This window comes from Syntrophorhabdus sp. (assembly GCA_012719415.1).
In the GTDB taxonomy this organism is placed as follows: Bacteria; Desulfobacterota; Syntrophorhabdia; order Syntrophorhabdales; family Syntrophorhabdaceae; genus Delta-02.
The window spans coordinates 1-24,605 of sequence record JAAYAK010000204.1 but is presented as its reverse complement, the minus strand read 5'-3'; the positions used below and the strand labels follow the sequence as shown (position 1 = coordinate 24,605).

The window sequence follows — 24,605 nt, the reverse complement described above, 5'->3', positions numbered from 1 at the left end:
CCCCGTCAATGTGAGAATGCGGAAACTACTCTCCCCGGTAAAGGTAATCGGCCCCTTCGAGCTTGCGGATCACACCGAAATGATTGTCCCAGCCGATTTCTTTCTTACCGATACAAATCGTGCAAACGCCCAACGGCGGAACGCCTTTCAGGCGAAGGTCATCGACCACCACATCCTTAATTCCATCCAGTTCCGACAATAATCTTGTCGTCCCAGTCCCATGAAGGGCGTTCATCTCGTATATCCTGATCGACTTGCTAACCTCCCGTATTTTTTCCCTGAAGACTTCTCTTTCAGCCTGGCTGATAAGATCGATCTTGGTGACAACCGCTATGTCGGCCAGCGACACCATCGGCCCCATCTTGAGAGGCGAATTCATCCCACCAAGCATACTCAGGACGACAACGCCAAGGCCCTGATTGAGATAGGGGGAGCAACGAAGGCACAGCCCCGCGCTCTCCACCATGAGCATCTCGCTCCCGTTGGTCTGAGCCCACCTGACGGCATCTTTCATGACCATGACGCTCGCATGGTCGGGGCACAGGTCGCCGGCGTAGACCACCTTGATGGGCAGATCGGGAAATTCCTTCTCCAATTCCTCCTTTTCAAAGGCCACAACCACGTCAATCTTCAGATACGATACCTTCACCTGCGGGTACAATGCCCGAATGATGTTCTTGATAACGGCTGTTTTCCCGGCCGATGACGTCCCCGCGAAATTGATCAGCTTCATGAATGGCTCCTTCCGCACTTGTACATCACAGTGAAATGACCTCCCCTCTCCTCACCCTTTCACGAACAACGTTGAGCATGATGTCCTGCTCTATTATCTTCTTCCTGGCCTTCTTTTCCATTTCGGTCGTCCTGTGGACCTTTACGATACCGCCGTTCTTCATAACCAATCGAATGTCACACAAAAGGGCAACCACCGGGTCATGCGTTACGAAGATAATTATCTTCCCTTCCGACCTCACCATCTCCATGGCTTCTTTCTTGAATATACCGGCATTTTCTATCTCGTCGAGAAGAACGATCGGAGCCTGGCCGATCACGACCGCGTCCGCTATCATCAGCGCTCGAGACTGCCCTCCCGACAAAGTTGTCATCTTCATCTTCTCACTGACCTTTTCCCCAGTCAGTTTGTTGGTCAGGAAGATCGTCCTCTCCACGGTCTCCGAAGAGCGTATGTTCCTGGCTCTTGCGTGTACGGTCAGAAATTCGTTCACCGTCAGGTCTGCAAGAAAGTTGGTGTGCTGGGTTATCAACACTATAGGGTTTTGCGATGCATCCTGCCTGTATGACATCGAAGGAGCCTTGCCGTTGATCTTCATTCTTCTCCCGGTGATCGTGTCCCCCTGGGTCAGCATTTCGATGTCGTTTACAAAGGAGGTTTTTCCGCTCCCCGTCGGACCGACGATAGACACGGTATTACCTGCAACAACATTCAGGCGGTCAAAGCTCTCTTTTATCCCGTCCTTGTCGTGACCGGCAAATATGGTGATCCTCTCTATCTTCATATCATATCCTTTGAGCTTCTAACTGTCTCAACCATGTCCTCGAGTCTCGCGGGCATATCATCCGTTGGACGGTATCCGAAAACCTTCTTCGCGCGAGTGTTCGATATGGAGTGCTGGACGATGTTCTTCTGCCACTTCACGTCCCTGTGCTGGATCTGAACGTCACAGATACCTGCTATCATTTCGGCAACATCAATGATCCTTGTTGTCTTGTCGGAGCATATGTTGAAGGTGTTACCCGATAACTTCCCTGTATAGAAGATAGCCTTCCGCAGTGCCTCCACTACGTCCCCCACAAATACGAAATTCCTCTTCTGCTCACCCTTATTGTGGACCTCGATGGAGCCTTTCATCAGCGCATCCTCAACCATCACTGATATCACACCTGGTTCATTGTCAACCTTCCACCGTCCTGAAGCCGGTCCCACTCCATAGACGTTGGACATCCTCAATGTAACTGTATCAAGCATGTACTCATAGGCAAACATCTTGCTGTAATATTCTTGCGATATTTTCTGGTGGTAGTACTGGTTGATAGGGACAATAGGTTCATTCTCCGACAACCTGCTTCCCGGCGACTCGACGTACACACCGGACCACGAACCGAGAACCACCCTCTTCACCCCGCAAATAACGGAAGCCTCAAGAAGGCGCCGATACCCTTCCACATTTTTCTGCCATCTTATGACCTGCGGACGCGTTGTGGTGGAACGTTCTGAATAGACCTTCCTTTCCTTCTCCTCGGCCAGATGCACAACAACATCCATCACCTCGAGTAACGGTACCATATTTTCAAGGTCGTAGAAATCGAACTCAAAAAAGACACAGCTGTTCCCGGAACCTTGCTTGCCGATGGGCTGCTCGAAAGATCTGCGGCTCGTCGAGAAGAAATTGTCGACCGCATAAATATTCACCTTTTCCTGCGCCCTGCACAATGCAGCGACAAGATTATTGCCAATATACCCTGCTGCTCCCGTGATCAGAACATTCACGACATTTCCCCTTATATGATCCTTATGTCTTCAACCCTTACGTGAAGCCCGTAAGATTTCTCGAGAACCATGTTTACAACACCCGTATGGGTCAGGTTCATCATGCAAAAACCAGGAAGGAACCTCTGGCGTCTGCCGAATTGAGGTGCTCTTTGGACAACCTCTGCAATCCCCTCAAAACCAAGCATGACGTAAGCTTCCACGTCGAACACCTTCTTGTTCCTGGAAAATTCCGGTCCAACACACCATGTATCCAAAACCCCCGTCACCTTGCTGGCCTTGATCACCTGCAAAACATGCTGAACGGGACAGCCGGCACTCATTGGCCGGCCGACAACAATATCTCCTTCATTGATTTTCCATTTTTCGACAAGGTCAGGTCTGAAAGGACTGACGATCTTCCTTGCCGAGACCTCGCCTGGCAGGGAACTCAACAAGAAATCGTAGGTTTCTCCAAGAATGTCGACAGAACCAGGTCTTATCGACGGCCCAATCCCTCCTTTCGCTGACTCAACACCCTCGCGTTGATAAAAGACACACATTTCGAGCTTTCTTTCCCCGGCTTTGACCAGTGCAGTGAATTCCTCACAACTTCTCACCCCGCAAAGGCCGCAGTTCTTTCCCGGTGGTTCCCACGACTTAATTTTCCTCCCTGCCACGATCGCTCCTTTCACCCTGACTTCGATCCGGATCCTGTCGCCGTATCGGCATTCGGCGGTCTGCGGAATCTTTCCTTGTCCTTCAAGCGAAGCACCATGTTGATCTCGATCCCTGCATGCCTCGTCCCCATTTTCTCCAGGCCTCTGATCATCGCAAGGTTATTGATGTTGGAACCGAAATACCCGTACTTCATCCTTTGTTCGCGGTACCACTCATTCCGACAGGCAACAAGAGCAAGGGCCACTCCTGTACCTGCAGCCCGCGGATGAACGATCAGTCCCTGCGACAGATGGTTGACGGCAATTTTGAGTTCTTTGCGGATATCGGGATCTATAATGCCGTTCAAGGCCCCGGCAAACTTTCCCTTCCACTCTGCCACAAACACCCTTCCAAGCTTCTCGTGGACTTCACGGTAACGCTTCACGTAGAGTCTCGTGACCTTCTCCTTATCGAACTCCGGCTCATAGAGGAGGTGGTTAGGGAAAGGGGTGTGCTTGTAGGCGTATGCTATCTCGTCAAAATCCGATTCAACGGGACCGCGCATAATCAGGTCGTCCCGCAGGAATGCACTGTAGTCCTCATCAACAAGGGCTGTCACGTGCCGGAACCCATCGGCATACCGGAACCCCGCTTCTTCAAGTGCACGGATCCACTGATATGTCTGCGAAGCGGCGGTGGTCGTCATGAATGCAACACCCGCATTTTCCGCCACCTTCCTCAAATGACCTGCAAAAAGAATGAAACCCTCGGCATTGGAGGCCTTCTCGTCGCAGAGAAACGCCTCATTTCCGATTCCCGCAACCTCAACGCCAAAATGGTCCGAGAGGTGGGGTGTTCGCCTGACCTGGGCGGCACAGAGCACACGCCCACGGCCATCTACCGCGGCAAAATGTGCACCCGGATTCTGAGCGACGGAACGCTTAACCAGTTCAAAGCGGTATTCCTGAAGCCGTTCATCGACTATGGGAGACCCGAAATAAGGCGGGTAAGGAAAGGTTGTATACAACCTGTGCAGCTGCTCTTCGTCAGTATCTTGCCAGTATATGATCTTTGCGCTCATTTCATGATTTACCGGTATCTTTTCGTTACGAGAGAAGGGCTTCAGTTACACGACCTGCGCCACGCCCATCCACCAGTGATGCCCCTTTTTCAGACATGTCCTTTCTGCGCGCTTCATCTTCCATCAGGGAACTGGTCTCCCTTAGAACATCTTCAGGCTTCAGATGGGCGATCACTCCGAGGTTGACCCCGTATCCCCGCTCTTGCCATGCCTTGCATACAGGGACCTGATTGTCAGCTATCTGAAGCATGAGAAGAGGCACGCCCAAGGCAGCCATCTCGAAAACAGTGGTTCCTCCCGCCGTAATCCCGAGGTCGGCAGCTGCCATATAGACTGATACATCACTCGTATCGAACACGGCTGTCGTTCTGTTTCCGGGATCGTCGCACCATTTTCGCACGGACCTTTCCTGTGATGTCCCGCTGTTCATCACGACGGTCTTTGAGGCATCGATCGACTTTATCGCATTCAGACACAGCATGGCCGCTCCTGCGTCATCCCCGCCCCCGAAGGTCAGAAGGATTCGGCGTACGTTGCCTTTGATCGCCTTCGGTCCGCTCTTTTCCGCAAATTCCCGGCGAAGGACCGCATATCCCGGTCCAAGCAACAGGCGAGCCTCTTTTCTTATAAGACCATCATAGAGACTCCTATTGGCTGCCGGGCTCATGTTCAACACCCAGTCGGCCCAGAACGGATGACTCGCCCGGCCGTCGAACTGCAGCCATCTTACGCCGGCTTCATAGAGGACCTTTTGATATTCCTCATTGGCTCTGTAATGATCGACGATCGCAATGTCTATCCTCTTTCGAGCACAACACTTTGTCACGTGTTTAGCATCCTCAATCGGGTCGAGCGACCATTCCATGTATTCGGCCTCATTCTCGATCGTGGCCATCAGGCGTGATAGGAACGACCGGGTATCGGCGCGGCAGATAAAATAGACCTCATGTCCGCGCTTCTTCAGCTCTTCGGAAAGGGTCACGCAACGCTTCAGGTGCCCAAGGCCTACCTGCACAGATGCGTCCATGCGCAGCAGGAATCTTTTCATGTTCTCTACGTGAGGCGGTGAAAACCTGTATGGGCCACGGGGCCCTTCAACCTGGCCGCAACACTCCCTTCATCCACTGTCTGCACGAGTATGGGAAACACTTCCCGCACTGCCGACAAATAAGAATCCACGTGGTTCCCGGTGTGCGCGTATGTGGCATAAAAGGCCTTTGCCGCCAGAAATCCCCTTTCGAGCATGAGTTGGGTAAAAAGGGTGGAAAGCGCCTGGCTCTCTTCGTACTGAAAAGCAATGTGACTGACAGGCGGGATCCCTCCAATATCTACCTTCAGACCGACACTGTCCGCTGCCTGGCGCCAGCCTTCCTGAATGCTCTTTCCTGTATCTATAAGATGGTTTGCAACATCCTCCCTGCGATGTTTCAGAATTGTGGCGATGGCAGCCGAGGGCCCGATCCTTTCGGTCCAGTACGTGCTGCTGATGAAAGTGCTTTGCGCAGCCTCCATGATACCGGCTTTGCCTATGACCGCTGCCATCGGGTAACCGTTACTCATCGATTTGGCAAAAACGGCCATATCGGGTGTGAGTCCGTAAAGCAAATGGGCTCCCCCGGTATTCATACGGAATCCCGCCGAAACCTCATCTACAATCAGAACAGCACCCGTTCTATCGGCATAATTACGCACGCCTTCCAGGTATCCGGGTGCCGGGTCGTTCCTCCTGACGGGTTCGATAACGATGGCAGCAAGGGCAGATCCATGCTCTGCCACAATAGTTTCCAGTTCTTCGATGTGGTTGTACCTGAACGGCATTGACGTCCCTAACAATCCTCGGGGCACTCCTTTCGGTTCGAGCCCCGGCAGAAGGTGCCCGTCGAGCGCGCTTTCCTCTGCCAGATTGGCAGCCAGATACCAATCGTGCCAGCCATGGTATCCGCTGAAGGCTATCAGGTCACGCCCGGTGAAGGCCCTCGCAATACGCACCGCCACGGCTAGGGCCTCGCCTCCTCCCCTGGCATAGCGGACCATTTCCGCCCACGGGTGCAGTTCGCACAGAAGCTCCGCCAGTTCAACCTCTTCGGGACAATTCAGAGTGGACATGGACCCGTTGTCTATCGCAGCCTTGACGGCCGCATCCACATCGGGATCACCCGCCCCCAGTATAGATGCCCCGACGCCATTGAAGCTCATATCGACATAATGGTTTCCGTCGAGATCCCACACATCTACGCCCTTCGCCCTGCTGTAATAGCTTGGCCATTGTTCGGGCAGGTGCAATTCCGGCCTTTTTGACAGGAGCTGCGTTCCTCCCGGTATTCTTGACTTCGCCTTTTTGTACAACAGCTGTCCCTTGCCTGTCATGGTCCTCCCTTACCCTTGCCGCGCGCCTCTTCCTCAAGCGACTTGGCATATCCCTCGTTGCGCGAGATACCAGCGTTGATCGTGGTGATTTCGGGATGTCTGTCAAGGAGCTCCAGAACATCCCTCATACCAAAGGGCTTTTCTCCGAGCAAGGCATATACCCGCCTCACGAACTCGAGATCCCTTGGTTCGTCCACCGTCCAGCGGTGATTGGACAAATCCTCGGTATTACGGATGCTCTTTTTCCGAAAAAGGGATGGATTCTTATGGATGTAAGTCGTGACATGCTCCCTGTCCGACCTGAGCGTCGCTTCGCGCCATGTCTTTTCCAGTGTCGTCATCGGAAACGCCGCCGCGTCAAGGCCGTCGGGAAATGTCGTCTCAAGGCCTCCCGATACAAAGTCGGCTTCTCCCTCGAGGAGTGTCCTTACTGTCATGTCGACGACATCCGGATCATGGAGCGGACAGTCGGATGACAGCCGAACGATGATATCGGCGCCAAAGTGTTCGGCAGCACGGTAATACCGGTCAAGCACATCATTTTCGCTACCTCTGAAGCAGGGGATGCCCGCGTCCGTGCAATAGGACGCCAGTATATCGTCGGACTCATGGGTCGAGGTGGCAACCGCGACGAGGTCGACCGTCTTTGCTCTCCTGATCCTCGAGACCACATGATGGATCATTGGTTTTCCGGCAATATCCGCCATGACCTTCCCGGGGAGCCGTGAAGAACCCATTCGTGCCTGAATGATAGCTACTATTTTCAAATCATTCTTCCTTCTTCTCGAATTCTTCCCTGAGCAGCCCCAGGAGAACGGTATCCGTATATGAACCTTCACAGAAGCGATGCTTGCGCCTGACTCCCTCGAGGACGAACCCGTTGTTCTTGAACGCTTTCTCGGAACCTTTATTGTCAACGTAGTATCCCGCTGTAACCTTGTGAAGGTTCAGTCCCTGAAAGGCCAGCTTCACGACCAGGCCGATGGCCTCGGTGGCATATCCCCTTCCCCAGGAACTCTTGTCTCCTATAAGCACACCGATGTCTCCGAGCTTATGTATCCAATCGATAGGTCCCAGTTTGACATTGCCGATATGTTTTTCCTCTTCCTTAAGTATGATGGCAAGGAACACGCTGTTGCGGTCCTTTTGTCTTTGTACGACATATTCCTTCAAGGACTCCGTATCGTTGGGGAAAAACCTGCTCTCGAGGTATCTTGTGACTCCGGGATCGTTCATCCAGTGATAATATTCCTCGTTGATATCGGAAACGCGCACTTCACGCAGATAAAGGCGCCTGCCCTGCAGATACGGCGAATATTCACTCTTGTAGCTCATGGCCTTCCCACCTCTTCAGTACAATGGAGCAGTGGTACCTGCGTAGTTATAATGCCAGCCCCTCAATGATGGAGCCTTATGGGTACGCCTGCATTCTTAATGTGCGACCTCACCTGCATGGTGTTTTCGTCCCTGAAACAAAAATAGGTTCCTGCAGATACTGCGTCGGCGCCGCCACGCACGTAGCCGTCGACGAAATGCGCGGCGAGTCCGCAGCCACCCGAGGTGATGACAGGTACGGACACATTCTCGACAACCCTCCGGGTAAGTTCAACATCCAGGCCCATCCGGGTCCCGTCAGCGTCTATGGAGGTAAGCAGAATCTCACCGGCGCCTCTTCCTTCCCCCTCTTTCGCCCACTCCACGGGATCGATACCGCATTCCACGGTCCCTCCCCTGGTCCACACGCTGTACTTCCCACTGTCATCCTTGCGATAATCAATACTCAGGACAACGCATTGCGACCCCAGGGCTGATGCCGCCCTGTCTATCAACTCCGGAGATTCCACGGCCGCTGTGTTGATACTCACCTTGTCGGCTCCATTCGACAGAAGTGTCACGAAATCATCAACCGTCCTTACGCCTCCTCCCACGGTAAAGGGCATGAAGATCACCTCGGCCGCCTTGCGGACCACGTCGACAAGCGTGCTCCGGCTTTCCGTGGAGGCATCGAGGTCGAGAATGATGAGCTCGTCGGCCGCCTGAGCCTCGTAGATTTTCGCCTGCGACACAGGATCGCCTATCTCGACGTATTTGCCGAACTGGTAGGTGGTCACAAGAACGGGCCTCAAACGGCCGCCCAATTTGAGCGTCCTGATCTGGAGTTTTGGTATAAGCCGGCGTTTGAGCACTATTTCACGGCTGCCATGACAGGAAATTTCGAATAATCTTCAAGCCATAATCCTGGCTCTTTTCAGGATGGAACTGGGTGGCGACAATGTTGTCCTTTCCGACCGCCGCTGTAACGGTGCCGCCGTAATCACACGTGGCAATGACATTTTCCCGTCTCTCACACCGCATGTAATAAGAGTGAACAAAATAAAGGTCCGGCGCCTCCGGCAGGCCCCCGAACAACTCACAGTCCCTTTGGAACGTCACATCGTTCCAGCCGATCTGGGGAACACGGAGCGAAGCGTCGTTCGGTACCAGTCTCACAACATCGGCCTCGAACCAGCCAAGCCCATCGTACTCTCCGCCTTCGAACCCTCGTTTCGCCATCACCTGCATACCAAGGCAGATGCCGAGTATCGGTATTTTCTGTTCCAATACGAGCCTGTTCAAAGCGTCCACCAATCCTCTTTCCCTGAGGTTTCGCATACAGTCACCAAAGGCTCCCACGCCTGGCAGGATGATCCTTTCCACGCCCCCTATTTGATCCGCCGAAGTGCACATAACGATATCTCCACCAGCCATCTCAACCGCATGGCATACGGAGAGTATATTACCCATCCCGTAATCAATTATCCCGACCGTTCCTCCCGACACCGGCGACAAACCTCACCTTTGCTTTTCGCGCCACCGGTTAAGAAGCTTCTGTGCTTCTTCACGCGGCATAGCTTCGTACCTAGGCCATGAGTCAAAGTCGTGCACCTTCTTTCCCGGTCTTTCCTTTGCTGGATCATGGACATAGGGAGATATCCCATGCCCGAGGGATATCTCCATGAATTCTTCCTCCGTGAGCCCGATGTAACTGAGGAATACCTCCAGGCTTGGAGGCCGCTTTCCCTCGTATGTGCGGATCATTTCCATGGCCTTCTCACGGCTCAGGCGGTTGTTCCGAATATCGATCGTTGCCAGGTGGCACGGCCGGGTGTATCCCCGTTTTATATATTTGATGTAATCGCGCACACCCTGGAGGTAGCACTCTATCTTCTCATACTCATAGCCTGGTGGAACATTCTCCACTTCATCTCCCTGCCACCCAAGCTCCCGGCGAATAACATCGTACTGTTTCTTCACGTCCCAGAATATGTACGAACCCAAGCAGACGGAGCGATAGTTTATCCTTCGGAGCTCTTTAAGGGGAGGATAATGAAAATGCTGCATCTCCCTCTCATCGAAATCCCCGCCGAGCCGAATGTACATGTCATCGGCGCTGATGCCCAGATTCGTATGACGGTTGAATCGTTTCTCGTCCACCTCTTCCGGCTGGTCGTAGCTGTAAAAGGCCGTGTACTCCGCGGACGGTTCACCCCAGAAGATCAAGGGAACCTCGTTGCGAATCGCTGCCCACATAGGGTATGCGAATATTCCTGTATGACAGTGCCAGCAGAAATCCCCTTTGTCGAGGAAGCTCTGGAGCATCAGCTTCTGGACGACCTTCCAATTCGGCGTGTACACGTGGAGGTCCGCTCCGAGCTTGCGCATCGTGCGCCGCGTGTTCTCCAGAAGGTTCCTCCGGAAGAAACCGTGGTCGTAGCAGACCACCAGGGGTTTGAGACCGTATTCCTTTATAAGGTAATAAAGGGTCCAGGTGCTGTCCTTGCCCCCGCTGAATGGCACGATGCAATCGTACCGGTATTTTCCGCGGTAGGTTTCGATCAACTCATCAAGTTCCCTCTTCTTTCCGTCCCAATCGATTCTCGACTGCTTGTATTCCTGTCCCCTGCAAACATTGCAGACACCCTCTTCATCAAAGATTATCGTTTCGTGGGTCTCCGGCAGCACGCATCTCGTGCATCGTCTCAATTCCGTCATCCGTCAAAACCTCCTGAGTTTCAATGGAGCCACCTGGAGGGGTTGAGAACTGAATCATCCAGTTCCGGCTCAAGTCTCTCGATTTCCTCCAAAAGACTACCCGGGACATCAATACGCCATTCCTCGGCATTCTGCCTGACCTGATCGACGGTCTCCGCCCCGAATATTACCTTCGCATCCCGGAACCGATCCCGCAGGTATATCAAAGCTATTGAACTGCGCGTCAGCCGGTATCTAGAAGCTATCCTGTCAATTTCCTCAAGCACCCCCACCACCCCCTTCAGGCCTGCCGGCACATCATCCGCATCCATCAGAAGCAGCCCCTGAAGGAAGGCGCTCCTGACATAGATCTCCTTCCCCCGTTTCCGTCCGAACTCGAATATGCCGGAGTCCCGAAAACGCCGGTCAAGTATGCTCGTTGGGAGATGCACCACCTGAAAGAGATCCAGATCCAGCGCCTGCCTCGCCCGCTCGGGGGAATAGACCGAAACGCCAAGACCCCGGGTGTAGCCCTTACGCCGAATCTGTTCCAGCGCCCCGGTGAAACCGTTTTCCAGAGTATCCATCATTTCTTCACGGTGCAACAGCAAAGCCTCGAGCTGTTCAACCCCAAGCCTTTTGAGACTCTCCTCCACCGACCTGACAAGGAAACCTTCATCAGACCAAGGGAGTTTGGGGTCCAATTTAGTTGTCACCTTCACATCGGAGGCTATCCCAAGCTCCCTGAAGGCCTTTCCGAGGATAGCCTCGCTTTCACCGTACGCCTGAGCCGTATCGAATTCCCGGATTCCTTTCTCGTAAGCGGTCTTCACGATGGAGACCGCCATGTCCGCGTCGGGCTTTCCGTTTTTGTTCGCTATACCGTAGGTGAGACCAAGTTGCACCGTGCCGAGAACCAGGCGAGAAGACGGGAACATCACCTCATTCACGGACAATCCTCTTCACCGCTTCTATCACTTCGTCCACCATATCATCGGTCATGGCTGGAAATACAGGAAGGGTAATGATCTCTTCATAGGCATGTTCTGCATTGGGACACAGCCCCGGCCCCGTTCCGAAACGTTGTCGGTAGAAAGGGTGAAGATGTACCGGTCTGTAGTGAACATTGACACCTATCCCCTCAGCCCTGAGACCCCGGAATATCTTCCCCCTCGCATCACCCGGCACCCGAACTATGTACAGGTGGTAGGCATGATCGACCCCCTCACCCACCGCGAGGGGGCGCACCAGGTCAGTATTCTGAAACGCGGCGTCATACCGTGAGGCTATTGCCCTTCTTCTCATAACCCATTTGTTGAGTTTCTTCAGCTGGCTCAGACCAAGGGCGCACTGAAGGTCGGTCAGGCGATAATTGTATCCCAGGTCGGTCATGTTGTATTCCCAGGATCCCTCTAGCTCCCTCTGATAATGGTCGCTGTCTATGCCATGGTTCCTGAAAAGTCTCATCCTTGACGCAAGCGATGGATCATCGGTAGTCACGAGCCCTCCCTCCCCCGTCGTGATGTGCTTGACAGGATGGAAACTGAAGGTATTCAGGCCCGCCAGTGATCCAACAGGCCGACCGTGAAAGCTCCCCCCGAGGGCATGACAGGCGTCGTCGATGAGAAAGAGACCACGACGGGCGGCTATATCATTCAAAGCATCATAGTCACAGGGATGTCCGGCATAATCGACGGAAATGATGGCCCTGGTCCTATCGGTGATCAGCGCCTCAACCCGGGAGGGATCGATAAGCAGGTTCGAAGGCATGACATCCGCAAAGACCGGGGTACCCCCCTGGTAAACAACGGAATTTGCCGTTGCAGCAAAGGTGATGGTCGGGACAATCACTTCGTCTCCGGGCTTTATGCCGACTGCAAATATCGATGCGTGGAGAGCCGCAGTGCCGCTGTTCACCGCCACTGCGTATCTCGCACCAACATGTTTGGCGAAAGCCTCCTCGAATTTGGCGACCTTCGGGCCAGTTGTAAGCCAGTCGGAGCGGAGGACCTCTATGACTGCACTAATATCGTCTTCATCGATGAATTGACGCCCGTAGGGGATCATATCGACCCTATCATCTCCCTCATCTCATCGACCGTGAGGCGCCAGTGATTCGTATCTGAACCATACTCAAAATCTTCGGGTACGGCCTTGCCCCCGTCACCGTTGTAACGGCGTTTCCAGAATCCGAAATCAGGCTGAATGATATAGTAATCTTCGAATTCGATCGTCCTTCTCGCGTCATCCCTGGGGATCATCACCTCGTGGAGCTTCTCACCGGGCCTGATGCCGATGATCTCAGTGTCGCACTCAGGGGCTATCGCGTGAGCGAGGTCCATGATGTTCATGGTGGGAAGTTTCGGGACAAAGAGCTCGCCGCCAACCATCCTCTCAAGACACTTCAGGACGAAATCGACACCCTGTTCCAGGGTGATCCAAAACCTTGTCATGCGAGGATCGGTTATTGGCAAACAGCCATTCCCTTTCGAGGCTTCGAAAAAGGGGATGACACTTCCCCGGCTGCCTACTACGTTCCCGTAACGCACAACACTGAAGACAGTGTGCTCGTGTCCCACGTACTGATTGCCCGCTATGAAGAGCTTGTCGGAACAAAGCTTCGTGGCACCGTAGAGATTGATCGGATTCGCTGCTTTGTCGGTTGAAAGAGCGATGACCTTTGACACCCCTTGATCGATCGCTACATTAATGATATTCTGCGCTCCCAAAACGTTTGTCTTTACAGCCTCGAAGGGATTGTATTCCGCCGCGGGGACCTGTTTCAGCGCCGCTGCATGGATCACGTAGTCGACACCGTGGAACGCCCTGTTGAGGCGCTCCTTATCACGCACATCACCGATAAAATATCGAATGCAATCATATCTTGAAATAGGATATTTCTGCGCCATTTCAAATTGTTTGAGTTCATCGCGGCTGAAGATGATCAACCGTCTCGGCCTGTATTTCTTCAGAATGACCTCTGTGGCTTTTTGCCCGAACGAACCTGTTCCGCCGGTAATTAAGATCGTCTTTTCATTCAACATTTCTTGCACCTTTTCTATTCAAGTGATTTCTTGTAATTGCCATTCGAACTGAGGGCGCAATGCAACCGAATAATCGATATGGACATTATTATAACCGTGAAACTTGACGTCGAAGCTCAAGATCTTCTGCAGCACTATGTGCTCCGTCTTGGGATACTCTAGATGAATTGAGAGATAAAACGTCCTCCCTCCAAAAAGATTCGGAGGTATTTCACATAATGCCTCGTACATCCCTTCGCCAAGGCGGCGAAAGGCCTTGACCATTCCTGGCCAATCCACTTGTTGCGACAGCAACAGATCATTACCCTTTTCATCGGTAAAGTAGACGAAAATATGCATGTCGTGAATTACTTTGAAACATTGAAAAGCAATCTTCAGTCGTATCGATTCGTTGGAATAGAAAGCCTTCTTTGCCTCTCCATTCGCATCATACAAACCAACCTCAACAAACCTGATGTGAGGGTTGTTCCTCAATATTACCCCTTCCATCCTGGCCTCGATCTCTTCCTTCCCGATAACAGCCTTCTCCATCGTCTTAAGGCTCAGGTAATGAGCGAGCCCCTCGTCGGCGCTGCCGTCCACGACAACCTTACCCTCGTCAAGAAGGACCGCGCGTCTGCACAGATTGCGAATGGCGCCCATGTTGTGGCTCACGAACAGGACGGTACGTCCTTCTTTCGCAACATTGTCCATCTTTCCCAAACACTTGTTCTGGAACTCTACATCCCCCACGGCAAGCACTTCATCCACCAGGAGTATCTCGGGCTCCAGGTGGGCTGCTACCGCGAAAGCAAGTCGTACGTACATACCGCTCGAATAACGTTTGACTGGCGTGTCGACAAAGAGCTCGACCCCCGCAAATTCGACGATCTCATCGAACTTGCGGTTTATCTCACCTTTGCTCATCCCCAGGATCGCTCCGTTTATGTATATGTTTTCCCGTCCGGTCAGCTCAGGATGGAAGCCGGTTCCCACCTCGAGAAGGCTGGCTATACGGCCCCGCACCTTAATGACGCCGCGCGTAGGGGCCGTCACACGCGAAAGAATCTTTAGCAGAGTCGATTTGCCCGCACCGTTGCGCCCGATAATGCCCACCGTGTCTCCCTGCCTGATCTCCAGATTGATGTCTCTCAGCGCCCAGAAATGGTCTTTGCCTTCGACACGCGCGAGCGGCTTCGAACCAATCATGGAATTCGGATCCTCTTTCCCACGGATCCGCGCCAACCAACTCTGAACATCCCGATAAAGCGTGCCGTGGCCTATGGACCCCAGGCGGTACTGTTTGGCCACACCTTCTATCTTTATGACTGTTTTGCTCATGGTTCGTCAGATCCTGTCCATGAACGTCCGCTCGACACGATTGAAAAGGAGGATCCCCACACTGAGAACAAAAATGGTAACGGCGACGCTGATGGCGCTGTAGAGCGGCCTGACGGCGCCCGCACCGAGAAAGGCGTAGCGGAAGGTCTCAATGATCGACGCCATGGGGTTGAGGATGAATAGCCATTGCCAACGCTCCGATACCTGCGATATGGGATATACGACAGGCGTCACGTACATCCAGATCTGTATCCCGAAGGACGTGACAAAAGTAAGGTCTCGGTACTTGGTGGTCAGCGAAGATACGAGGATGCCGAATCCGAAACCGAGCACCCCCATCTGCACAATGAGCAGCGGTGTAAAAAGAATCGCAAGGTTAGGCCTTACCACGGCCCCCTTAAGAACGAAGAAGAGCATGAAACACAGAAAAAGTGCAAACTGGACGAAAAAGGTTATCAAGTTGGTGATCACTATAGACAGGGGAACTGTCAAGCGCGGGAAGTAAACCTTCCCGAAAATGTTCGTATTGGCAATAAAGGTATTCGACGTCTGGGACAGGCAGTTGGCAAAATAGTTCCAGACGACGATGCTGGACAGATAGAAGAGCGGTTGAGGGAGCCCGTCGGTCGGTATGTTGGCGATCCTGCCGAAAATGATGGTGAATACCAAGGTATAAAAGACGGGCTGGAGAACGAACCAGATGGGCCCGAGTACCGTCTGCTTATAAAACGTGACAAAGTCCCTGCGTACGAAAAGAAGGATCAAATCGCGGTAACGCCACAACTCCCCCAGGTCTATATCCAACCAGTCCTTTCTGTTCCTGATGATCGTCGTCCAACGCTTTTGACTCACTGACATATTCTGTTCCGACCTACCTTCCCGAAGGATGCTGCTCTCAACCCCGATCCCGGTCCCATTCCTTCAGCAAATGCTTCACCGCCACCAGGAGATCCGGAACGACAAATGAGGCCTTCGTACTCTCCCTGTGCTCGTTGCCGTAACCGGTGAGCACCAGATAAGTCCTCAGCCCCAATTTGTTCCCGGCATCAATATCGCTGTTCTTGTCTCCGATCAAGATGAGTTCTTCGATACTATAATTACGCTCCCTCATCACCGACTCGAGGAGCAGGGTGTTCGGCTTCCTGCACCCGCATGTCTTCGTATATTCAGGGACAATTCCCTCCGGGTGGTGCGGACAGAAAAGCGTGTTTTCTATCGCCACACCCTCCCTCCGCAGCAAACCGTCCATGTGTTCCGTGAACACCCTGAAATCTTCCTCCGTGTAAAGACCCTTGGCGATACCGGCCTGGTTCGTGATGATGAAGATACTTATGCCTCTCTCGGTGAGCAGTCTGAGACCTTCGACGGCCCCCGGCAGGAACTCCAGGTCCTCACATCTGAAAACGTGACCCTTCTCGACATTGATCGTACCATCACGATCCACAAAGACTGCCTTAATCATCCTTGCACAGTTCCTGTTCCACCAGTTCGGCTATAACGTGTTCTATGAGAAGATGTGCTTCCTGAATGCGGGGCGTATTGGTCGATGGCACCGTTATTACCAGGTCGGCCAGCCCCCCGGCAGTCTGCGTCTCCCCGGTCAACAGGATAGTCCCGATACCTCTTCTCCCAGCCTCGGCAAGGGCGTTGAGCACATTCACCGAATTCCCGCTCGTACTGATGCCAAGCAGAACATCCCCTTCCTTACCCAGGGCCCTTACCTGACGCTCGAACACGTCGGCGTATGAATAATCGTTGGAAATGGATGTGAGGACCGACGAATCGGTGGTCAAGGCCACCGCCGGCAGCGGCTCCCTGTTCTTGAGAAACCTGCACATAAATTCTCCGGCAAGGTGCTGGGCGTCGGCCGCGCTGCCACCGTTGCCGCAGATCATGAGCTTGTTGCCCTTCCGGATGGAATCCGTGATCGCCGTCGAGGCCTGAAGGATCAACCCGACCCTTTCATCATCCATGAGCGACTCGAGACATTCCATCGTGCTCTCTATGGCACTTCTGATCACTTCAGCATCCCTCATGCCTGCCTCCATGGCCGGATCCTCCGCTCATCGGGAAACAGCCGATCACTCATGATTCTCGGATTCAATTCTGAGCTCATCGATCTCTCTCCGCAACCTTTCGTACTCCTTCATTTTCAGCTGGAGGAAATACTGCGTCTGACGGACCCGCTCGTTGATACCCTTCGGTGTGAGGACATAGATATATGCCGCTTTGTTGTTGGAGTTCTTGAAGCGCTGTGCCTTGACGTAACCCTTCTTGATCAGTTCTTTCAGGATGAAGTTGACGCTCCCCAGGCTGAGCCCTATCCTCTTCGACAGGTCTCGCTGGGATATCTCGCTCTCCGAGGAAAGCTCCCGGAGAGTTCTGAATTGGGCCTCATTCATGGGGATCACGGATTTTCGGGTAAGCTACCGCCACGGCGGTTGAAACTTTCACAGTGAATTGGAGAGATTATTGATTTGTTCAACCCCTGAACAGACACATCATCTCAATTGCACGCCCATATGTCAAGGGTTTTGTGAGGTGAAGAAAACAGCTTTGCAGGTGTGAAGGCTTGGTAGAAACGTTCAAATCTTCCCTGACAGTCAGTCCCTCTTATGTCTTTGACTCGAAACGCCCAACCCGGAACCCGCAACGGTCTTCTCCTTGAAACCTGAAGCCGTCTTCTCACGTTCCGCTTATCTTCAGCCCTTCCACGTAGATCGACGGTGAACCCACAGGGCCGTAGAAAGTGAGGTCGTTGCCCGTTTCCCTGATATTCATGAAGATGTCGAAGACGTTTCCCGAAAACATGACGCCCTGGAAGGGTTCCTTTGTACCGTTTCTGCAGATGTGACCCAGGCAGCCGAGCGAGAAATCCCCGGTCACCGTGTTGGCGGTGTGGGTTCCCATGAGGTCTTCTATCACTATGCCGTTACTTAGCGGCGCAAGTATGTCTCTCGCACCTTTCTCGACATACATGCCCCGGACCCCGCATTTTGGCGGGCTCTTGAGCCCGCTCCTCACGCTGTTGCCCGTCGAGGCCTTTCCAAGCTTCTTAGCGAAATACGTATCGTACAGGAAAGTGTGAAATACCCCGTCATCCACAACAGTATTCTTAAGGGATGGCGCACCTTCACCGTCGAAGGCGAAGGCATCGGGTCCGGCCATCCCCGAATCTATTATCTTAAGCCCTTTCGCGAAGCACCGCGTACCTTCCTTCCCCTTCAACTGCGTCTTGTCCTTGTACAGGTTCTCCGCGAGAAAAGACTCCGACAGGACGCTGAGCAGGTCCGCGGCCGCCCGGGGCGTCAGTATACCTTCATACGTCCCCGTGGGTATCTGCTTCGCCGACAGCATGGAGACGACCTTTCCTGCAATGTCGAGACCCATCCGGACCGGGTCGATGCCCGTGAGGTCGTCCGACCAGCGCCAGTCATACCAGGACACCTCGTCATCGCCCTGTCCCGCGACGGCCATCGCCGACCAGACGAAGAGGGTCTTTCTGCCTTCCACGAGAACGCCGTTCGAATTCCCCAGCGCCGCCTCGAACTCAACCTCATGGAACTCGCAGTTCCTGACCGCCGTTATCCTGCTGTCCTGCTCCCTGATCGTCTTCTCCATGGCGATGAGCATGGACCTCTTCTCATCGTCGCTCACGCCTATTCCGGCCGAATCGTACAGCGGGGCGACAGGATATCCCCCGCAGACGGGAGCGAAAACACCGTATTCATCCTTCTCCATGAGAGGGAGCAGGGCTTCCACATTCGTGATGAGTTTCCCGGCCGGGTCCGTACGGTCATAGGTATAGGCAAAGGCCGGCCTCGCGTCCTTTATGACACGAAGGGCGTATCCTTCCTCTTCCTTGAACTCGGCAGCGCAGATCTCCCCATCCCTGGCCTCGATCTTCTTCCCTTTTTCACTGAGATAGAAAATCTCAGTGTGATCGAAGCGACCAGCTACCCTTTCGATGATATCCTTCATTGATGCTCCCTTCATGGATCTATCGTTAATCATCTCCGCACGTGCGAATGTTTCTTGCTATCCCCGACTGTATCGGCAATGCAGACCCTGCCCCGGACCCCCATCTTTCCTGGATCCAGGCCTTCGCCGGAATCACGGCAACGAAGCCTGACACGCACCTGAATGACGACAACGGAGCCCCCTGTTCATCCTTGACGCTCAAGCCATTCAAGCGGCTCAAGCGATTCAAGCCGCCCTTCATATTTCCCTTATCATCGCCGTTTCGTCGCACTCAGGGAATTTCGCGCATTTGATGCAATCGGACCAGATCTTCTGGGGGAAGATCTTCTTGTCGGTGACGACAAAACCGCATTTCTGGAAAAATTCCACCTGGTAGGTAAGAAGAAAGAGCTTATGTATGTCATAGGTCTTCGCCTCTTCCACGCAGGCGTCGACGAGGGCCCTTCCCACACCCCTTCCGCGGGCGGCTTCGCCCACGCATAGTGAACGGATCTCGGCGAGGTTCTCCCAGCAGATGTGCAGGCCGCCTGTTCCCGTGACGACATCGTCATGAACATGGACAAAATAGTCCCGCAGGTTGTCGTAGAGCTCTCCGAGGGACCTCGGCAGCATCTCGCCCCGTGACGCGGATTGATTGATCAACTGGTGTATCTTCTTCACATCCTCAATTCTTGCTTTTCTGATCATGATTGCAGCATCTCCCGGGCTCTCTTTATGGTTATGTCTGTTATGGTTGCCCCACCCAGCATTCGAGCGAGCTCCTGCACCCGTTCCTCGGCCGCGAGTTCATGAATGGCCGTTGTGGTTCGACCGTCCTTTACCTGTTTCTCCACCAGAAAATGCCTGTCTCCGTAGGCGGCGATCTGGGGAAGGTGCGTTATGCACAGGACCTGGTGCGTGCCGGAGAGGTCCTTGAGCCTGCGTCCGACCATGTCAGCCACCCGCCCGCCTATGCCGGCGTCCACCTCATCGAAGATGAGGGCCTTCTCTTCCTCCCCCCCGATCACCTTCTTTATGGCAAGCATGATCCTCGACAGCTCACCCCCGGAGGCTATCTTTCTCAGGGGTTTCAGGGGTTCGCCGGGGTTCGTCGATATGAGAAGCTCGATATCGTCGCGTCCATCCCGCTCGACGTAGCCTTTGTCGGTTACGAGCACCTGGAATTGAAGCCCTTTCATGGACAGGAAGCCCAACTCCTGGACGATCGTCCTGGCGATCCCGGGCGCCCCTTTCCTGCGCCTCTCCGAAAGCCTCGACGACATCTCCTCCACCTCCGCCGCGAGGCGCTCCCTCTCCTTCTCAAGGGCGTCGATCCCGTCCGTCAGCCCCCTGAGGTAGATGAGCCTCTCCTTCGCCCTCCGGCTGAACGCCTCTATCTCCTCACGGCTGTTGCCGTACTTGTCCTTGAGCCTGAATATCTCCGAGAGCCGGTCCTCGACACGCATCATCTCCTCTTCGTCGAAGAGGAGCGTTCTCTCCATTCCTCGTATATCCAGGAGAAGGTCCTCGATCTCGTAGGATACGCCTTCCACTCTCTTCCTCAACGCCTCCACTGCCTCGATGGGGCCGAGGGCCCTGAGCATCGCGGAGTATCTCTTCAGAAGGGCCTGGGCCGATTGTTCGGACCCCTGAAGGCCCTCCGTCATCTCTTCGCAGACCTTCCCGATCCTTTCGGCCCCCTTGAGCACCTTGAGACGCTCTTTAAGGGTCTCTTCCTCGTTCTCACCGATATTCTTCTTCTCTATCTCCAGCGCCTGGAACTCGAGAAGTTCCATTTCCCTGTCTTTTCCCTCGGCCTCCCTCTTCCTCGCGGTGAGTTCGGCATTTATCTTCCTCAGCTCCTCCACCTTCTCGGAAAGTCTCTCCCTTTCCTGCTCAAGGCCGAGAAGCCTGTCCACGATCCCCGTGTACTTGTCCTTCTCCAGGAGGTGCTGGAACTCGTTCTGACCGTAGACGCTTACGAGCGCGGCCCCCAGCGCCTCCATCCGCGCGAGTGTGATGGGCTCATCGTTCAGGAACGCCCGCGACCTGCCGGAATTCCCGATGACCCTTTTCAAGATGTATTCTTCCTCGCCGCTCATGAAGTGCCCAACCACCTCGGCCTGAGCGGAGCTGGACCTGACGGCGTCGGGGGCGGACTTCGCGTTCATGAGCGTGGCCAGCGCGTTGATGACTATGGACTTGCCCGCGCCCGTCTCGCCCGTTATGACGTTGAACCCCTCCCCAAACTCGATCCTGAGCTCGTCTATGATGGCAAAGCCCTTGACGCCCAGATAGGTCAGCATCCTCTAGCGTTCACCCCATTTCAGCTTCGTTCTCAATATTTCGAAATAGCCGCGCGAGGAGGACTTCACGAGGTGCACCACATGACTCGACTTCTTCACCGTCACCTCGTCCGCGTATTCAAGCGGGAAACCGACCTGCCCGTCAAGGGTCAAGATGACCTTTTCATCCTCCGACTTCAGGACCGCCCGTATCACGACGGATTCTGGCAGGATTATGGGCCGGTTGGTCAATGTATGGGGGCAGATGGGGGTGACGATGAGGTTCATCAGCGATGGATAGATGAGAGGTCCCCCGGCAGCCATGGAGTAACCCGTCGCTCCCGTCGGCGTCGACACGATGAGGCCGTCAGCCTTGTACGTCGTGAGGTACTCCTCGTTTACGTACGTCTCAATATCGATGATCCTGGCCAGGGCGTCCTTGGTGATGACGGCATCGTTAAGGATGGTGATCTCGAAGATAGGGTCGCCCCCCCGGTTGACCCTCACATCGAGCATGATCCTCTTCGAAATGCTGAAATCTCCGTCCAGGACCTTGGTGAGGGTGGTCGCGAACTCTTCCGTGGACGTCTCCGTAAGAAAACCGAGGCTCCCGAGATTGACCCCTATGATGGGAACCTCGGAACCCTTGCCATGGCGTGAAACGGAAAGAAGGGTCCCATCACCACCGAGGACCACGATGAAATCGGCCCCTTCACCCACGTGCTCCATCTCGAAGGTCGCGCCATACCCCATCTGGGCGGCCGCCTCTTCCTCGATCACGATATTGCTCCGGTCACCAAAACGTCTCACGATCTCACCGGCGATGTCCAGCGCATCCTTCTTCTCGCGTTTACAAACGACATGGATCGTCTTCATGCAATACACCTTTCCTTCAGGCGGTCCGACAGTTCACCGAGGAGACGAAAGGCCCCTTCGACGGTTTGCGTCCTGTCGGGATTGAGGAGGTTGCAGGTGGCAGGCGCGAGCAGACTCCTCCCGGCGATCTCCGATAGGGTCAGCCCTTTCTCCGTCAGCGGTCCCCACATCATTAGAAGTCTCTCCGCCATCGTCTCCGCATCTTCCCTCGCGAACTCCTCTTCGTACGTGGGTACGATGCCCCAGCTTATCGTTCCGCCCCCCCTTACAAAATCCTTCACCCTGTCATAGTTAACGAAAATATCACCAAAGCCGTAGGCATTCAACGAAATGATGTCAATATTGAGGGACAGGAGAAAATCCCAGTCGGGATTTCCGCACAGATGCAGGCCCCGCGGGCCCTCGACGCCATCGTAGAACTCGCGCATTTCATCCCGTGCCTTAATGTGGTCATAGCCGCTCATGGCGTTAAAGATAAACTCCAGACCAGGGTCATCGATCCAAACGAACGCATGCTCATTTCTCGTTGCAAGCTCCCTGTACTGGACGTTGAGCCTTTTCTGGACGAACGAGAACGCGACGGTACGTATGTCATCATTATAAACTATCGGCAAGCCATTCTCATCCACAATCTTCAGGGTGAGACTGACCGGGCTGATCACCTGCCCGTGGACCGCCCTGTACCCGGAAAGGTCACGATCGAGGAACCGGTGGTACACCAGCGAATAGCCTTCGGACAGAGCGAAATACCCTGCGTCGCTCTCGTGGGAGAAGAATTCGTCCAGCTCCCGGTAGAACCGCGCGGTATCGATATAGCATCTGGCGGCCCCCTCGTCAAAGACGGCACCGGGAAACCTCTCCAGCGCCTGGACGTACATATCTTCGTAGAAGGATAGCTTCGGGAGTTGCGGCCAGAACGGAATATCAAGTGACAGTGCAAGCTCGAGGGCTTCATCGACATCCTCGTGGGGAAGGATCCCCATCGCTGTCGTTGCCAATCCTGCCTCGAAGGATATTCCCCGTATCATCCAACATCTGTAACAAATCACCGGGTCCATGTCAAACGTCAGGCGTGTCGCCCTCTCCAAAAATGTGCCATTTACCTCCTGTGCATTATACCGCTATTAGTCCCTACTTTCCAGTAGTTAGACGGCATATTGGGTACAAAATGGATTGACATCCCATCCCGACATGGGCTATAAAAACAGCCATGCACCGTAAGCTATCACATATCATTGTCATAACGATCTTCTTCGTCGCAACTCTTTATGTGACGAACACGTTCTCTTCGACGGGCATGCTCCTCGAGGACGATGGCGCGGAGAAGGCATCGATCATAGAGAAAACCATCGCCTTTCTGAAGGAACGAAAACCAGGTGTATCCGATGACAGGATAAAGGTGATCGCCAACAGCGTGTATGAAGAATCGAAGAAATACGATCTCGACTACCGTCTTATCCTCGCGATCATGAAGGTTGAGAGCAACTACAGGAACGAGGCCGTCTCCAGGCGCGGGGCCCGCGGTCTCATGCAGATCAACCCCTCCTCGGCACGGATCATAGCCCGGGAGTCCGGGGTCGAGGTAAAAGGGGCCAAATGCCTCCATGAGCCCGAGAAGAACATCAGGATGGGCGTGAGCTACCTGTCAAAGATGCGCGACATGTTCGACAACATCGTATCGGCCCTCCATGCGTACAACGCCGGCCCCGGCAAGGTTAAAAAACCCAGGGGCGAAGAAAAGGCCAAGACCACCTCTTTCACGAGGAAGGTCATGAGCGAGTATCGCCAGATCTCCGAAGTCCTGCCCGAACCCGACGAAGAGTAACGCGGAAGAAATCACCAGATCAGACTGTCTTTCCCCCTCACGCTTCTGTTATAATAGTTCCACAATCCAGGAACACTAAACGATGAGGAGGCGCGACATGGCAAAAAGTCTTATGGAGTTCTTCAACAAGCAGCCTCGCCTGGGAGTTCTCAGCACGGCCAACAAGGCCGGCGAGGTCAACTCGGGTTATTTCGGTTCCCCCCGCATGGTCGACGAGAAGACCATCATCATGGCCCTCGGCAACAACAGGACCCTCGCCAACCTGCAGGAGAACCCCAATGCCTGCTACATGATCATGGAGCCCGGCAAGGCCCTGCCTGATTGGAAAGGCGTAAGAATGTACCTCAAGATGACGGAATGCCAGACATCGGGCGACACCGTCGACACGATGCGCAGGCAACTCGTCGAAAAGGCGGGAGAAGCCGCGGCAAAAATGGTCTACGCGGCAGTGACCTTCGAAGTGACGGCGGTGAGACCGCTGGCCGACTTCGGCCAGGGCTGGGAAAAATCCGTCTAAAAGACATTATCTCTCGCCCGCTTCGCTCGAGTTCGCAGAGGTCGCAGAGAGAGACCAAAAGAGAGAAAAGACTGCCGCCGGATTTCGAAGCCTTCCAAAATCCGGCGGCCTTCTCGTCCCGCCGTCCCGGCGGGAGAGAAAGAATATAGTGTTTTTTATCCTGAAGGAGTT

The 24,605-nt window shown here is 54.0% G+C and carries 27 protein-coding genes; 2 read left to right on the top strand and 25 right to left on the bottom strand.

What is annotated here, in order from left to right; all coding sequences use genetic code 11:
* Positions 1-25: 25 nt before the first annotated feature.
* The 25 genes from GXX82_11595 to GXX82_11475 form a co-directional block, all read right to left on the bottom strand.
* A complete protein-coding gene (locus tag GXX82_11595; GenBank protein ID NLT23681.1) occupies positions 26-733 on the bottom strand; it encodes a cobalamin biosynthesis protein in 708 nt (235 codons plus the stop codon).
* Between the two features lie 25 nt (positions 734-758).
* Positions 759-1,517: an ATP-binding cassette domain-containing protein gene (locus GXX82_11590; protein ID NLT23680.1), complete on the bottom strand. Its 759-nt coding sequence runs from the start codon at positions 1,515-1,517 to the stop codon at positions 759-761.
* The gene (locus GXX82_11585; protein NLT23679.1) at positions 1,514-2,509 is read right to left on the bottom strand and encodes an NAD-dependent epimerase/dehydratase family protein; all 996 of its coding nucleotides are present in this window, start codon (positions 2,507-2,509) and stop codon (positions 1,514-1,516) included. Before GXX82_11585 ends, GXX82_11590 begins: the two co-directional genes overlap by 4 nt.
* A gap of 11 nt (positions 2,510-2,520) precedes the next feature.
* Complete coding sequence (locus tag GXX82_11580) at positions 2,521-3,153, bottom strand: Fe-S cluster protein (protein ID NLT23678.1); 633 nt, start codon at positions 3,151-3,153, stop codon at positions 2,521-2,523.
* 26 nt (positions 3,154-3,179) lie between these two features.
* Positions 3,180-4,229: a GNAT family N-acetyltransferase gene (locus GXX82_11575; protein ID NLT23677.1), complete on the bottom strand. Its 1,050-nt coding sequence runs from the start codon at positions 4,227-4,229 to the stop codon at positions 3,180-3,182.
* A gap of 25 nt (positions 4,230-4,254) precedes the next feature.
* Positions 4,255-5,277, bottom strand: coding sequence for a UDP-2,4-diacetamido-2,4,6-trideoxy-beta-L-altropyranose hydrolase (gene pseG, locus GXX82_11570; protein NLT23676.1), 1,023 nt, complete (start codon positions 5,275-5,277; stop codon positions 4,255-4,257).
* 5 nt (positions 5,278-5,282) lie between these two features.
* Positions 5,283-6,596: an aminotransferase class III-fold pyridoxal phosphate-dependent enzyme gene (locus GXX82_11565; GenBank protein ID NLT23675.1), complete on the bottom strand. Its 1,314-nt coding sequence runs from the start codon at positions 6,594-6,596 to the stop codon at positions 5,283-5,285.
* Positions 6,593-7,363, bottom strand: a complete 771-nt coding sequence (locus tag GXX82_11560) for an NTP transferase domain-containing protein (GenBank protein ID NLT23674.1) — start codon at positions 7,361-7,363, stop codon at positions 6,593-6,595. The genes GXX82_11565 and GXX82_11560 overlap by 4 nt, the downstream gene beginning before the upstream one ends.
* A 1-nt stretch (position 7,364) precedes the next feature.
* On the bottom strand, positions 7,365-7,931 hold the full coding sequence (locus tag GXX82_11555; protein NLT23673.1) for a GNAT family N-acetyltransferase: 567 nt from the start codon (positions 7,929-7,931) through the stop codon (positions 7,365-7,367).
* Between the two features lie 62 nt (positions 7,932-7,993).
* Positions 7,994-8,782 (bottom strand): imidazole glycerol phosphate synthase subunit HisF, encoded by a 789-nt coding sequence (gene hisF / locus GXX82_11550; protein NLT23672.1) that lies wholly within the window; start codon positions 8,780-8,782, stop codon positions 7,994-7,996.
* A 4-nt stretch (positions 8,783-8,786) separates the two neighbouring features.
* A complete protein-coding gene (hisH, locus tag GXX82_11545) occupies positions 8,787-9,380 on the bottom strand; it encodes an imidazole glycerol phosphate synthase subunit HisH (GenBank protein ID NLT23671.1) in 594 nt (197 codons plus the stop codon).
* Positions 9,381-9,428: 48 nt separating this feature from the next.
* A complete protein-coding gene (locus tag GXX82_11540) occupies positions 9,429-10,628 on the bottom strand; it encodes an N-acetyl sugar amidotransferase (protein NLT23670.1) in 1,200 nt (399 codons plus the stop codon).
* Positions 10,629-10,648: 20 nt separating this feature from the next.
* A complete protein-coding gene (locus tag GXX82_11535; protein NLT23669.1) occupies positions 10,649-11,557 on the bottom strand; it encodes an aldo/keto reductase in 909 nt (302 codons plus the stop codon).
* Positions 11,550-12,674, bottom strand: coding sequence for a UDP-4-amino-4,6-dideoxy-N-acetyl-beta-L-altrosamine transaminase (pseC, locus tag GXX82_11530; protein ID NLT23668.1), 1,125 nt, complete (start codon positions 12,672-12,674; stop codon positions 11,550-11,552). Before pseC ends, GXX82_11535 begins: the two co-directional genes overlap by 8 nt.
* A complete protein-coding gene (pseB, locus tag GXX82_11525) occupies positions 12,671-13,651 on the bottom strand; it encodes a UDP-N-acetylglucosamine 4,6-dehydratase (inverting) (GenBank protein ID NLT23667.1) in 981 nt (326 codons plus the stop codon). Before pseB ends, pseC begins: the two co-directional genes overlap by 4 nt.
* An 18-nt stretch (positions 13,652-13,669) precedes the next feature.
* Positions 13,670-14,971: an ABC transporter ATP-binding protein gene (locus GXX82_11520; GenBank protein ID NLT23666.1), complete on the bottom strand. Its 1,302-nt coding sequence runs from the start codon at positions 14,969-14,971 to the stop codon at positions 13,670-13,672.
* 6 nt (positions 14,972-14,977) lie between these two features.
* Positions 14,978-15,829, bottom strand: a complete 852-nt coding sequence (locus tag GXX82_11515; GenBank protein NLT23665.1) for an ABC transporter permease — start codon at positions 15,827-15,829, stop codon at positions 14,978-14,980.
* A 37-nt stretch (positions 15,830-15,866) separates the two neighbouring features.
* Entirely contained in the window at positions 15,867-16,433 is a 567-nt protein-coding gene (locus GXX82_11510) for an HAD family hydrolase (GenBank protein ID NLT23664.1), read from the bottom strand.
* On the bottom strand, positions 16,426-17,007 hold the full coding sequence (locus GXX82_11505; GenBank protein ID NLT23663.1) for an SIS domain-containing protein: 582 nt from the start codon (positions 17,005-17,007) through the stop codon (positions 16,426-16,428). The genes GXX82_11510 and GXX82_11505 overlap by 8 nt, the downstream gene beginning before the upstream one ends.
* Positions 17,008-17,052: 45 nt before the next feature.
* Positions 17,053-17,373: a MarR family EPS-associated transcriptional regulator gene (locus tag GXX82_11500; GenBank protein NLT23662.1), complete on the bottom strand. Its 321-nt coding sequence runs from the start codon at positions 17,371-17,373 to the stop codon at positions 17,053-17,055.
* Positions 17,374-17,656: 283 nt separating this feature from the next.
* Positions 17,657-18,952 carry a TldD/PmbA family protein gene (locus GXX82_11495; GenBank protein ID NLT23661.1) on the bottom strand — a complete coding sequence of 432 codons (1,296 nt, stop codon included), beginning with the start codon at positions 18,950-18,952 and terminating at the stop codon, positions 17,657-17,659.
* 237 nt (positions 18,953-19,189) lie between these two features.
* Positions 19,190-19,639: an N-acetyltransferase gene (locus tag GXX82_11490; GenBank protein ID NLT23660.1), complete on the bottom strand. Its 450-nt coding sequence runs from the start codon at positions 19,637-19,639 to the stop codon at positions 19,190-19,192.
* Entirely contained in the window at positions 19,636-21,237 is a 1,602-nt protein-coding gene (locus GXX82_11485; protein ID NLT23659.1) for a DNA repair protein RecN, read from the bottom strand. Before GXX82_11485 ends, GXX82_11490 begins: the two co-directional genes overlap by 4 nt.
* A gap of 3 nt (positions 21,238-21,240) precedes the next feature.
* A complete protein-coding gene (locus GXX82_11480) occupies positions 21,241-22,092 on the bottom strand; it encodes an NAD(+)/NADH kinase (GenBank protein NLT23658.1) in 852 nt (283 codons plus the stop codon).
* Positions 22,089-23,120, bottom strand: coding sequence for a hypothetical protein (locus GXX82_11475; protein ID NLT23657.1), 1,032 nt, complete (start codon positions 23,118-23,120; stop codon positions 22,089-22,091). The genes GXX82_11480 and GXX82_11475 overlap by 4 nt, the downstream gene beginning before the upstream one ends.
* A gap of 182 nt (positions 23,121-23,302) precedes the next feature.
* Between GXX82_11475 and GXX82_11470 the strand changes: the two genes are divergently transcribed.
* Together GXX82_11470 and GXX82_11465 are read left to right on the top strand one after the other, a co-directional pair.
* Complete coding sequence (locus GXX82_11470; GenBank protein ID NLT23656.1) at positions 23,303-23,917, top strand: lytic transglycosylase domain-containing protein; 615 nt, start codon at positions 23,303-23,305, stop codon at positions 23,915-23,917.
* Positions 23,918-24,014: 97 nt separating this feature from the next.
* The gene (locus GXX82_11465; GenBank protein ID NLT23655.1) at positions 24,015-24,434 is read left to right on the top strand and encodes a pyridoxamine 5'-phosphate oxidase family protein; all 420 of its coding nucleotides are present in this window, start codon (positions 24,015-24,017) and stop codon (positions 24,432-24,434) included.
* Positions 24,435-24,605 lie beyond the last annotated feature (171 nt).

Excerpts from the sequence above, each read along its gene's own strand:
- GXX82_11595 (NLT23681.1), bottom strand. The coding sequence starts at position 733 with ATGAAGCTGATCAATTTCGCGGGGACGTCATCGGCCGGGAAAACAGCC.
- GXX82_11590 (NLT23680.1), bottom strand. The coding sequence starts at position 1,517 with ATGAAGATAGAGAGGATCACCATATTTGCCGGTCACGACAAGGACGGG.
- GXX82_11575 (NLT23677.1), bottom strand. The coding sequence starts at position 4,229 with ATGAGCGCAAAGATCATATACTGGCAAGATACTGACGAAGAGCAGCTG.
- pseG (NLT23676.1), bottom strand. The coding sequence starts at position 5,277 with ATGAAAAGATTCCTGCTGCGCATGGACGCATCTGTGCAGGTAGGCCTT.
- GXX82_11565 (NLT23675.1), bottom strand. The coding sequence starts at position 6,596 with ATGACAGGCAAGGGACAGCTGTTGTACAAAAAGGCGAAGTCAAGAATA.
- GXX82_11555 (NLT23673.1), bottom strand. The coding sequence starts at position 7,931 with ATGAGCTACAAGAGTGAATATTCGCCGTATCTGCAGGGCAGGCGCCTT.
- hisH (NLT23671.1), bottom strand. The coding sequence starts at position 9,380 with ATGGGTAATATACTCTCCGTATGCCATGCGGTTGAGATGGCTGGTGGA.
- GXX82_11540 (NLT23670.1), bottom strand. The coding sequence starts at position 10,628 with ATGACGGAATTGAGACGATGCACGAGATGCGTGCTGCCGGAGACCCAC.
- pseC (NLT23668.1), bottom strand. The coding sequence starts at position 12,674 with ATGATCCCCTACGGGCGTCAATTCATCGATGAAGACGATATTAGTGCA.
- pseB (NLT23667.1), bottom strand. The coding sequence starts at position 13,651 with ATGTTGAATGAAAAGACGATCTTAATTACCGGCGGAACAGGTTCGTTC.
- GXX82_11520 (NLT23666.1), bottom strand. The coding sequence starts at position 14,971 with ATGAGCAAAACAGTCATAAAGATAGAAGGTGTGGCCAAACAGTACCGC.
- GXX82_11515 (NLT23665.1), bottom strand. The coding sequence starts at position 15,829 with ATGTCAGTGAGTCAAAAGCGTTGGACGACGATCATCAGGAACAGAAAG.
- GXX82_11510 (NLT23664.1), bottom strand. The coding sequence starts at position 16,433 with ATGATTAAGGCAGTCTTTGTGGATCGTGATGGTACGATCAATGTCGAG.
- GXX82_11505 (NLT23663.1), bottom strand. The coding sequence starts at position 17,007 with ATGAGGGATGCTGAAGTGATCAGAAGTGCCATAGAGAGCACGATGGAA.
- GXX82_11500 (NLT23662.1), bottom strand. The coding sequence starts at position 17,373 with ATGAATGAGGCCCAATTCAGAACTCTCCGGGAGCTTTCCTCGGAGAGC.
- GXX82_11495 (NLT23661.1), bottom strand. The coding sequence starts at position 18,952 with ATGAAGGATATCATCGAAAGGGTAGCTGGTCGCTTCGATCACACTGAG.
- GXX82_11490 (NLT23660.1), bottom strand. The coding sequence starts at position 19,639 with ATGATCAGAAAAGCAAGAATTGAGGATGTGAAGAAGATACACCAGTTG.
- GXX82_11485 (NLT23659.1), bottom strand. The coding sequence starts at position 21,237 with ATGCTGACCTATCTGGGCGTCAAGGGCTTTGCCATCATAGACGAGCTC.
- GXX82_11480 (NLT23658.1), bottom strand. The coding sequence starts at position 22,092 with ATGAAGACGATCCATGTCGTTTGTAAACGCGAGAAGAAGGATGCGCTG.
- GXX82_11475 (NLT23657.1), bottom strand. The coding sequence starts at position 23,120 with ATGATACGGGGAATATCCTTCGAGGCAGGATTGGCAACGACAGCGATG.
- GXX82_11470 (NLT23656.1), top strand. The coding sequence starts at position 23,303 with ATGCACCGTAAGCTATCACATATCATTGTCATAACGATCTTCTTCGTC.
- GXX82_11465 (NLT23655.1), top strand. The coding sequence starts at position 24,015 with ATGGCAAAAAGTCTTATGGAGTTCTTCAACAAGCAGCCTCGCCTGGGA.